This is a genomic window from Pseudoalteromonas sp. TAE56, assembly GCF_000497955.1.
In the GTDB taxonomy this organism is placed as follows: domain Bacteria; phylum Pseudomonadota; class Gammaproteobacteria; order Enterobacterales; family Alteromonadaceae; genus Pseudoalteromonas.
In genome coordinates, this window is sequence record NZ_AUTN01000031.1 from 1 (window position 1) to 9,600 (window position 9,600).

Sequence of the window (9,600 nt, forward strand, 5' to 3'; positions counted from 1 at the left end):
TTGCTCGGTTTTTACTTATTCTTACATGGATGTAAGCCAGTAGAATAACGCAGGAGCAGTTATCGAGCCCACTAGGTTACAAATCTCGCGCCGCGATTAAATAGCCCCTAGTTTGAACAAATTTTAATCCGTAAAGAACAACAGACCCTAATTTACTGAACTTTAATTTTATCGATTAATATACTGCTCAAGTAAAACTGCATCATAGGTGTTAATGCACTTACTTCTGTTCTGTTACATGGACCGCTAAGTTTGGTAAGACTAGATAGTTTTGACAACGTTTTGTACTGAGGGATTTGAATGTCTTTCCCAAGTCTTTCAATGCGAGCTTCATCAGTGTTTTGTTGATGAACAAAAGCGACAACCTCAAGCTCATTAGTTATTTTTTGCTCTTCGGTAAAATTGTAAATTAGCGGCTCGCGATGAAAACTTGCACTGTCGATAGATGATTTAGCAAACCAAACAACATCACCCGATGACTTGTGCGTAAGACGCATACTAACTTGTGCGAACATAGCTGCGCACTGCTGGGTTGGATATTGTTGTGCAACATTTGAATATAAAGTAAAAGGATTCTCTGGTTGCTTTATTGCGTACTTTGTATCGTCTGTAAAAGTTAAATCTAGTTGCTGAATTGTCAGTGTATAGTCGCTGTTATTTTTAGTTGTCACTTTTAGTTGTTTATCATTCAGTGCTTGGCTAATTTGCGATAGAAGTTTATCGGTCACGCTCGCTTTATCGGTAATGATTTTTACTGTCTGGTTTCTAACTACTTTATGTGCAGGTAGTTGCACAGATTTAACTTTTGGAGATGAGTGCTCTGTAGTGTACTCAAGCTGATAGGTCTGACTTTTTAATGTTGGCTTTAACGGCATAGCCAATGGCTCGGCTGGCTGCTTTGTAATAGCACAACCAGTTGATAATAATATAAAAAGTGACACAACTAAAAAACGCATAAGTACTAAACACCCGCTAAAAACCAAATAATCGTCGTATTGTACGTTAGTCCAAACAAAACTTCATGATATTATCTGCGCAGATGTGGTTAAAAAGATAAAATTTATAAAAATGAAGTATCTCAACTCCTTAATGTATAGCTTACTTGCTTTGTGTTTGTTGTTTAGCTCTGTGGGTTTTGCAGCAAAAGCGGATCCTGATTGGGATGCATTTGTAAAAAAGTACGGCCGTTACGCACAAAAAAAATTAAAAAGTAAAGGTATACCTGGTGCAGCGCTTTCGATTGTAAATATTAACAACTCAGACTACATCCACACTATGGGCGTAACTAAAACACGAAATGGACAAAAAGTTAATAAGCATACCCGCTTTAGACTTGCGTCTGTTTCTAAGACATTTGCAGGCTCGTTATCAGCTAAATTGGCTGCTAACGGCCTACTGGAGTTAGATAAGCCTGTTAGTGATTACATACCTGATTTTAAAGGAACTGTATATGAAAATGATTTAAAGGTGTTTCATCTTTTAAGTCATTCAAGCGGGTTAGTTCCTAATGCATACGATAATTTAATTGAATCTCGTATGGATTACCCCGGTATTGTTGAAAAGCTACTTAGTGTCAAACCAATTTGTAAACCTGGTGAATGTTATGGCTATCAAAACGTTATGTTTAGCCTTATAGGTGATGTGATATTACAAAGCACCGATACAAGTTACAAACAGTGGTTAAAAGAAGCTATTTTTGAGCCATTGAAAATGAATGATGCGAGCTTAGGCTTTGAATCAATGACGAATGACAAAAATTACGCGCTACCACACGTGCGTGGTAAAAAACGTTGGTATAGCGCTAAGCTTAAAAAAAATTACTATAAAGTGAGCCCAGCAGCCGGTGTAAATGCGAGCGCAAGTGATATGGCTATTTGGCTAAAAGCGCAGCTGGGCCAATACCCTGATGTTTTGTCATTGGATACTCTCGCAAAACAAACACGCCCTTATACGAATACAAAAAAAGAAATGTATCGTAGGGTGTGGAAAAAACACCTTAACGAAGCTTATTACGGGCTAGGTTGGCGCGTTTATAACTATGCTGATGAAACGCTTTATTATCATAGTGGCTGGGTGCAAGGGTATAGAAGTGATTTGGTTGTATTTCCTCATTTAAATATTGGTTTTAGCTTAATAGTTAACGCTGAATCCGGCGTAATTAATGAACTAACGACTGAATTTATCGACAGGCTATTAGAGTACAAACGGGGTAAAAAAATATGAATAAAATAATATTAGTAATCACTTGTTTAGTCATATTATCTAATAGTAGTTTGGCGTTTGCGGCACCGGATAAAATATATTTGTTTCGTCATAGCGAAAAGTTAACGGGCAAAAATCCAGCGCTCTCAGAGGTGGGAAAGGCACGTGCAAATAATTTAGTTACTTTTTTCAAAGAGTATCAAAATATACATATTTTCAGCAGTAACTATAAACGCACGTTACAAACAGCGGCCCCTTTGCAGGCATATTTTAATACCGTCGTAAATGTGTATAACGCAGGTGAGATAAGTGATTTAAAAAAAGAGTTACTAAAACTAAAAGGTGTAGTTGTTGTTATAGGGCACAGTAATACCACACCGCAACTAGCCGAGCTGCTTTCGAATGAAAAAGTGTCAGCAATGAGTGAAACACAATTTACTCAGTACTTTATATTGAATAAGAAGCCGAGGAGCAATGGTAGCGAATATGATTTAACCCATCATAAAATGAGCTTTTGATTTAAAACGTTAAATAATAAAAAACCAGCATTAAGCTGGTTTTTTCAATTTAAACGCACTAAATCCTTTAACAGGAATAATTAGTTACGAGGTAAATGTATTTTTTTCTCAACGCTTTGACGATAAAGCACAATAGTGTGACCTATCGTTTGTAGCTTAGTCGCACCAGTTTCACGTACGATTGCTTCAAAAATTAGTGCTTTTGTTTCACGATCGTCAGTTGGAACTTTAACTTTGATTAATTCGTGAATTTCTAATGCACTTTGAATTTCTACTACTACGCCTTCGGTTAAACCGTTAGAACCTAGTAAAACTACAGGCTTAAGGCTATGTGCCTGACCTTTTAAAAACTGCTTTTGTTTGTTTGATAATGTCATGTTTATACAAATTTTGCTGAATATGGCTTGAATTAAGGGTATTCTAACGCCATCTAAAGAATATTACTAATTAGTTGCGTGTTAATTTATGACAAATAAAAAACAGTCAGCCAGTTCACAGCGATGGCTGAAAGAACATTTTGATGATAAATATGTTCAAGAAGCGCAAAAAAAAGGCTGGCGTTCCCGAGCGGTTTTTAAATTAGATGAAGTACAAAATAGAGATAAGATACTTCGTCCAGGTATGACAGTTGTTGATTTAGGGGCAGCGCCAGGAAGTTGGTCTCAATATTTGGCAGAGAAAGTCGGTGACAAAGGTCAAGTGATAGCGTGTGATATATTACCGATGGACTCACTTGCTGGTGTTGACTTCTTACAAGGCGACTTTCGTGAAGAATCAGTATTAAATGCGTTGTTAAAACGTATTGATGGTAAAAATGTTGATGTGGTACTCTCTGACATGGCACCAAATATGAGTGGCAATAACTCAGTAGATCAAGCAGGTAGCATGTATTTGGTAGAACTTGCGCTAGATATGTGTAGCCAAGTACTAAAGAAAAATGGCGCATTTATTGTTAAAGTTTTCCAAGGCGAAGGCTTTGATCAATACTTGCAAGATGTACGTAATAGTTTTAAAGCAGTGAAAATACGCAAACCTGATGCCTCACGTGCCCGTTCTCGGGAAGTATATATAGTAGCGACTGGATACAAACTGTAGTACAGTTGCTTGGCGTTTAGTTGAACTTAAATTAATTGGATACAAGAGGTTAACCCCTTGAGCGATATGGCGAAAAATTTAATACTATGGCTGGTGATTGCAGTTGTGCTGATGTCAGTCTTTCAGAGCTTTAATGGCGGCGAGCAAGTTGATCGTCAAACTAGTTACACTCAATTTGTTAAAGACGTCCGTAGTGGCTCTTTACAAGAAGTTATTATTGACCGTGGTACAGGTAATATTACTGGTACTAAGAGCAGTGGTGAGCGTTTTCAAACAACGATGCCAATGTACGATGAAGATTTAATTAATGACTTACTTAAAAATGACGTAAATGTGAAGGGTGTACAACCTGAAGAACAATCATTTTTAGCAAGTATATTTATTTCTTGGTTCCCGATGATACTGCTTATAGGTGTGTGGATATTCTTCATGCGTCAAATGCAAGGCGGCGGCGGTAAAGGCGCTATGTCATTTGGTAAGAGTAAAGCTCGATTAATGAGCGAAGACCAAATTAAAACAACGTTTGCCGATGTGGCAGGTTGTGATGAAGCGAAAGAAGACGTTACTGAATTGGTCGACTTTTTACGTGACCCATCAAAATTTCAAAAGCTTGGCGGTAGTATTCCTAAAGGCGTACTGATGGTTGGCCCTCCAGGTACCGGTAAAACGCTACTTGCAAAGGCAGTTGCTGGTGAAGCAAAAGTACCGTTTTTCACAATTTCGGGTTCAGATTTTGTTGAAATGTTTGTGGGTGTTGGTGCATCACGTGTACGTGATATGTTTGAACAAGCTAAAAAAGCGGCGCCTTGTATTATCTTTATAGATGAGATTGATGCTGTTGGTCGTAAACGTGGTGCTGGTATGGGCGGCGGTAACGACGAGCGTGAGCAAACACTTAACCAAATGCTAGTAGAGATGGATGGCTTTGGTGGTAACGAAGGTATAATCGTTATTGCAGCAACTAACCGACCAGATGTATTAGACCCTGCATTACTTCGTCCAGGTCGTTTTGACCGTCAAGTTGAAGTAGGCTTACCTGATATTCGTGGTCGTGAGCAAATACTTAAAGTACACATGCGTAAAGTGCCATTAGGCGATAACGTAGAAGCGGCTCTTATAGCACGTGGTACTCCTGGTTTCTCAGGTGCTGATTTAGCAAACTTAGTAAACGAAGCTGCGCTTTATGCTGCACGTGGTAATAAACGTGTTGTAAGTATGGCTGAATTTGACGCTGCTAAAGACAAGATCATGATGGGCGCAGAGCGCAAGACCATGGTGATGAGCGAGCAAGAAAAAGCAATGACTGCGTACCACGAAGCAGGCCATGCAATTGTTGGTCGTATGGTGCCAGAGCATGATCCAGTTTATAAAGTATCTATTATTCCACGTGGCCGTGCGCTGGGTGTAACAATGTACTTACCAGAACAAGATCGTGTTAGCCATTCCAAAGAGCTTTTAGAATCAATGATTTCTAGCCTTTATGGTGGCCGTATTGCTGAAGCGCTTATTTACGGTGCAGATAAAGTAACAACGGGTGCAAGTAATGACATTGAACGAGCTACAGATATAGCGCGTAAAATGGTTACGCATTGGGGTTTAAGTGAAAAACTAGGTCCGTTACTTTACGCTGAAGATCAGAACGAAATGTATATGGGGGGCGGTGGTAGCCGTTCATCTAGCATGTCAGACGATACAGCTAAAATAATTGATGCAGAAGTACGTTTATTTTCAGATCGTAACTATCAAAGAGCAGAAGAAATATTAAAAGAAAACATTGATATTCTTCACTCAATGAAAGATGCATTAATGAAATACGAAACTATTGATGCTAAGCAAATTGATGATTTAATGGCACGCCAACCAGTGCGTGAGCCGCGTGATGCACATGACCGTCATGAAGCAAAACCGGTAAAAGCGGAAGAACCTCAAGAGCCAGTAGTTGATGAAAGTCAAAATACTGACGATTCATCAAAAAAAGATGAAACAAACCTTGATGATAAAGCTGAATAATCGTTAAAATAGTAATGAAAGCCCCGAACTTCGGGGCTTTTTTGTATCAGCTATTTAGAAAAAGAATAAAGGTTGGCAATGACTAGCATACTAAAGCTTCCGAGAGGGCGTACGCTTAATCTTGAAAAGCCCGTTATTATGGGGATATTAAATGTAACGCCGGATTCGTTTTCTGATGGTGGGCAGTTTTTAGAACCCAAAATAGCGCTAAAGCGCGCTATGCAATTATTAGATGACGGTGCGACAATTTTAGATATAGGGGGCGAATCTACTCGCCCAGGTGCGCCAGATGTCAGCTTAGAGGATGAACTTTCTCGAGTAATCCCTGCTATTAAAGCGATACGTCAGCACAGTGATTGCGCTATTTCAATTGATACCAGTAAAGCACCGGTAATGGAGCAAGCAATACTCGCAGGGGCAGACATAGTCAATGATGTTAGAGCTTTACAAGAAATAGACGCCTTAGAAACGGTTGCGCAGTATGAAGATGTAGCAATTTGTTTAATGCATATGCAAGGGCAGCCCCGCAGCATGCAATCGGCACCTCATTACGATAATTTGTTTGCAGATATAAATATGTTTTTTAGTGAACGTATTAAAGCATGTGAAACAGCTGGGATTAAGTTTGAACGACTTATTCTAGACCCAGGTTTTGGATTTGGAAAAACGCTTAGTCATAACTATCAAATATTGGCTAGGTTTGATGATTTTAATAAGTTAGGTTTGCCATTATTGGCCGGATTATCTCGTAAATCGATGATAGGTAATTTATTAAATAGAGATACAAATGAACGGTTAGCGGGCAGCTTAGCGGGTGCGTTAATCGCAGCGCAAAATGGCGCAAAAATTATTCGTGTACATGACGTAAAAGAAACCGCAGATGTACTTGGTGTATATCAAGCCTGCGAACAAGGAATTTCACAATGAAAGAAAGAAAGTATTTTGGCACCGATGGCGTGCGTGGACTTGTAGGCGCTGCTCCTATAAACCCTGAGTTTGCAATGAAGTTAGGCTGGGCTGCTGGACGTGTATTATCACAAAGTGGTACTAAAAAAGTAATTATAGGTAAAGATACACGTATTTCGGGCTACATGCTTGAAACCGCACTTGAAGCTGGTTTAATCGCCGCTGGTATTGATGTTGTATTATTGGGTCCTATGCCTACACCTGCTGTAGCCTACTTAGCTCAAACATTTCGTGCAGAGGCAGGAATTGTAATTAGTGCTTCACATAATCCGTATTACGATAACGGTATTAAGTTTTTTAATGGTCAAGGTTTAAAGCTCGATGATGCAGTAGAACTTGAAATAGAAGCAATGCTTGATGAGCAAATGACGTGTGTTGCTTCAGATAAATTAGGTAAAGCATCGCGTTTAGTTAGTGCGGATGGCAGGTATATAGAGTTTTGTAAGAGCCAGTTCCCGCAAGGCCTATCTTTAGAAGGTCTTAAAATTGTTGTCGATTGCGCAAATGGCGCTACTTATCATATTGCACCTTCTGTTATGCGTGAACTTGGCGCAGAAGTAATGACACATGCATGCGAGCCTAATGGCGTTAATATCAATCATGAATGTGGCGCTACTCACGTAGATGCCCTTAAACGTAAAGTGCTTGAACTTAAAGCCGACGTAGGTATTGCATACGATGGTGATGGTGACCGCGTAATGATGGTTGATCATAATGGCCGCGTTTTTGATGGTGATGATCTGGTTTATATTATTGCTTGCCAAGCAGCCCAAGATGATAATTTGGGTGGTGGTGTAGTTGGCACTGTTATGTCTAACATGGGCCTTGAAAATGCTTTAAAAGCAAAAGGTATCGAGTTTGCTCGCAGTAAAGTAGGGGACCGCTATGTTATGGAATTACTACAGCAAAAAGGCTGGAAAATTGGCGGCGAAAGCTCAGGCCATGTACTTAATCTAGATTTAATTAGCACGGGTGATGGCATTATATCAAGCTTGCAAGTACTGGCTGCTATGGTTGCACAAAATCGTACATTACAAGATTTAGGTGCTGGTTTTACCAAGTATCCAATGAAAATGATAAACGTGCGTTATACCGCTGGAACTGACCCTACAAAAGCACCTGAAGTACTTTCAGCTGTAGCAGAAGTTGAGCTTGCTTTAGGCGATAAAGGCCGTGTTTTACTGCGTAAATCAGGCACTGAACCTGTGGTTCGTGTTATGGTTGAAGCCGAGCAAGAAAAAATTGTAATAGACAGCGCTCAAAAAATTGCAGCTGTTGTAGAATCTATGAGCAAACAAACTGATTAATAACAATAACCTCTTGTAACTTTGGGCGAGAAAAGTTAATATCTCGCCCGCTTTCTAATGTGGAGTGGATAATGGCAATACGCAAGGCGATGGTCGCAGGCAACTGGAAAATGAATGGCTCTTTAGAGTTAGTTAAACAAATGTCTGACGCCATTAACGATGTAAAATCACAAGAGATGGACATTGTTTTATTTCCTCCATACCCACTTGTATCTGCAATGGTAGCTAGCGGTGTTTCTACAGGAGCTCAAACTGTTTCTGAAAATACACCTGGCGCATTTACAGGTGAAGTTGATGCGCAGCTTATAAAAGATTTAGGTGCAAGTTACGTACTCGTTGGTCATTCTGAACGCCGCAGTATTTATAACGAAAGTAATGCAACAGTCGCTGAAAAGTTTGCTAGGGCACAGCAAGTTGGTTTAACACCAATTTTATGTGTAGGCGAAAGCGAAAGCGAGCAAGAGAACGGTCAAACTGAACAAGTAGTTGCTGCACAAATTGATGCAGTAATAGAGAAATTAGGTGTAGCAGCACTGAAAGATTCTGTGATAGCATACGAGCCCGTTTGGGCCATAGGCACAGGTAAGACTGCATCGCCAGAGCAGGCACAAACTGTTCATAAATTTATCCGTGACAAAATTGCATCACTTGACAGCAATTTAGCACAAGGGCTTACCATCTTATACGGTGGTAGCGTTAATGAAAAAAATAGCGAATTATTATTTGCACAAACAGATATAGATGGCGGCTTAATTGGCGGCGCAAGTCTAAAGGCAGAGTCTTTTACTGCAATCTGTAACAGTGCAAAAGGGACTGTATAAGATGTACGAAATTTTATTAGTAGTTTATTTAGTTGTGGCTTTAGCTTTAGTTGGAATGGTTTTAATTCAACAAGGTAAAGGCGCAGATATGGGTTCTTCATTTGGCGCTGGTGCATCAGGCACTGTTTTTGGTTCGTCAGGTGCTGGTAACTTTATGACAAAAACAACCACAAGCTTAGCAACGGTATTCTTTGTTTTAAGCATTGTGTTAGGAAACCTAACAGCTGGTCAAATTAAAAAGACCGACGAATGGGAAAACCTAGAAGCAGCTCCAGCAGTAGAAACAGTAGTTCCTGTTGAAGAAGATGTTCCAGTAACATCTACAAAAGAGCAAAGCTCTGAAGTACCGAACTAATTTAGCGTAAAGCTATCGTTAAACGATTTATCTTCCTCAAATAAGTCACATGTTTAACACCTGAGCGAAAGCTTAAAATGCGGATGTGGTGGAATTGGTAGACACGCCACCTTGAGGGGGTGGTGCTTTAGGGCATGGGGGTTCAAGTCCCCCCATCCGCACCAAATTTAGAAACCAGTAGCAGTGATGTTACTGGTTTTTTTGTATCTGGAATTTATTGTGGGTGTTTTTTGAACGATGTGTGTTTGTTGTTAAATAATTCTTCTATTTGTTAGAAAAAACTAGAAATATTACAAATTTAGCTCACACTTATAGATATCAAGCCG

The 9,600-nt window shown here is 39.6% G+C and carries 10 protein-coding genes and 1 tRNA gene; 9 read left to right on the forward strand and 2 right to left on the reverse strand.

All coding sequences use genetic code 11. The annotated features are described in order from the left end of the window. Positions 1 to 152 precede the first annotated feature (152 nt). Positions 153 to 956, reverse strand: coding sequence for a hypothetical protein (locus L656_RS0101100; protein ID WP_024597864.1), 804 nt, complete (start codon positions 954 to 956; stop codon positions 153 to 155). Between the two features lie 112 nt (positions 957 to 1,068). Here L656_RS0101100 and L656_RS0101105 point away from each other — a divergent pair, with 112 nt between their 5' ends. Together L656_RS0101105 and L656_RS0101110 are read left to right on the forward strand one after the other, a co-directional pair. Then, positions 1,069 to 2,223, forward strand: a complete 1,155-nt coding sequence (locus L656_RS0101105) for a serine hydrolase domain-containing protein (RefSeq protein WP_024597865.1) — start codon at positions 1,069 to 1,071, stop codon at positions 2,221 to 2,223. Beyond that, the gene (locus L656_RS0101110; protein ID WP_024597866.1) at positions 2,220 to 2,720 is read left to right on the forward strand and encodes a histidine phosphatase family protein; all 501 of its coding nucleotides are present in this window, start codon (positions 2,220 to 2,222) and stop codon (positions 2,718 to 2,720) included. Before L656_RS0101105 ends, L656_RS0101110 begins: the two co-directional genes overlap by 4 nt. 80 nt (positions 2,721 to 2,800) lie before the next feature. On the opposite strand, the gene yhbY is transcribed toward L656_RS0101110, so the two are convergent. Then, positions 2,801 to 3,097 (reverse strand): ribosome assembly RNA-binding protein YhbY, encoded by a 297-nt coding sequence (gene yhbY / locus L656_RS0101115; protein WP_002963153.1) that lies wholly within the window; start codon positions 3,095 to 3,097, stop codon positions 2,801 to 2,803. Positions 3,098 to 3,185: 88 nt separating this feature from the next. On the opposite strand from yhbY, the gene rlmE reads away from it, so the two are divergent. The 7 genes from rlmE to L656_RS0101150 all read left to right on the forward strand — a co-directional run bounded on the left by rlmE (position 3,186) and on the right by L656_RS0101150 (position 9,438). Beyond that, positions 3,186 to 3,815, forward strand: coding sequence for a 23S rRNA (uridine(2552)-2'-O)-methyltransferase RlmE (gene rlmE / locus L656_RS0101120; protein WP_024597867.1), 630 nt, complete (start codon positions 3,186 to 3,188; stop codon positions 3,813 to 3,815). Positions 3,816 to 3,881: 66 nt separating this feature from the next. Then, the gene (ftsH, locus tag L656_RS0101125) at positions 3,882 to 5,825 is read left to right on the forward strand and encodes an ATP-dependent zinc metalloprotease FtsH (protein WP_033012255.1); all 1,944 of its coding nucleotides are present in this window, start codon (positions 3,882 to 3,884) and stop codon (positions 5,823 to 5,825) included. 78 nt (positions 5,826 to 5,903) lie between these two features. Continuing rightward, the gene (folP, locus tag L656_RS0101130; RefSeq protein ID WP_024597869.1) at positions 5,904 to 6,752 is read left to right on the forward strand and encodes a dihydropteroate synthase; all 849 of its coding nucleotides are present in this window, start codon (positions 5,904 to 5,906) and stop codon (positions 6,750 to 6,752) included. Next, positions 6,749 to 8,098, forward strand: a complete 1,350-nt coding sequence (gene glmM, locus L656_RS0101135) for a phosphoglucosamine mutase (protein WP_024597870.1) — start codon at positions 6,749 to 6,751, stop codon at positions 8,096 to 8,098. The genes folP and glmM overlap by 4 nt, the downstream gene beginning before the upstream one ends. Before the next feature lie 71 nt (positions 8,099 to 8,169). After that, on the forward strand, positions 8,170 to 8,919 hold the full coding sequence (gene tpiA / locus L656_RS0101140; protein WP_024597871.1) for a triose-phosphate isomerase: 750 nt from the start codon (positions 8,170 to 8,172) through the stop codon (positions 8,917 to 8,919). Between the two features lies 1 nt (position 8,920). Then, on the forward strand, positions 8,921 to 9,274 hold the full coding sequence (gene secG / locus L656_RS0101145; RefSeq protein ID WP_024597872.1) for a preprotein translocase subunit SecG: 354 nt from the start codon (positions 8,921 to 8,923) through the stop codon (positions 9,272 to 9,274). 79 nt (positions 9,275 to 9,353) lie between these two features. Continuing rightward, a tRNA-Leu gene (locus tag L656_RS0101150) sits at positions 9,354 to 9,438 on the forward strand. Positions 9,439 to 9,600 lie beyond the last annotated feature (162 nt).

Excerpts from the sequence above, each read along its gene's own strand:
- L656_RS0101100 (WP_024597864.1), bottom strand. The coding sequence starts at position 956 with ATGCGTTTTTTAGTTGTGTCACTTTTTATATTATTATCAACTGGTTGT.
- L656_RS0101105 (WP_024597865.1), top strand. The coding sequence starts at position 1,069 with ATGAAGTATCTCAACTCCTTAATGTATAGCTTACTTGCTTTGTGTTTG.
- L656_RS0101110 (WP_024597866.1), top strand. The coding sequence starts at position 2,220 with ATGAATAAAATAATATTAGTAATCACTTGTTTAGTCATATTATCTAAT.
- yhbY (WP_002963153.1), bottom strand. The coding sequence starts at position 3,097 with ATGACATTATCAAACAAACAAAAGCAGTTTTTAAAAGGTCAGGCACAT.
- rlmE (WP_024597867.1), top strand. The coding sequence starts at position 3,186 with ATGACAAATAAAAAACAGTCAGCCAGTTCACAGCGATGGCTGAAAGAA.
- ftsH (WP_033012255.1), top strand. The coding sequence starts at position 3,882 with ATGGCGAAAAATTTAATACTATGGCTGGTGATTGCAGTTGTGCTGATG.
- folP (WP_024597869.1), top strand. The coding sequence starts at position 5,904 with ATGACTAGCATACTAAAGCTTCCGAGAGGGCGTACGCTTAATCTTGAA.
- glmM (WP_024597870.1), top strand. The coding sequence starts at position 6,749 with ATGAAAGAAAGAAAGTATTTTGGCACCGATGGCGTGCGTGGACTTGTA.
- tpiA (WP_024597871.1), top strand. The coding sequence starts at position 8,170 with ATGGCAATACGCAAGGCGATGGTCGCAGGCAACTGGAAAATGAATGGC.
- secG (WP_024597872.1), top strand. The coding sequence starts at position 8,921 with ATGTACGAAATTTTATTAGTAGTTTATTTAGTTGTGGCTTTAGCTTTA.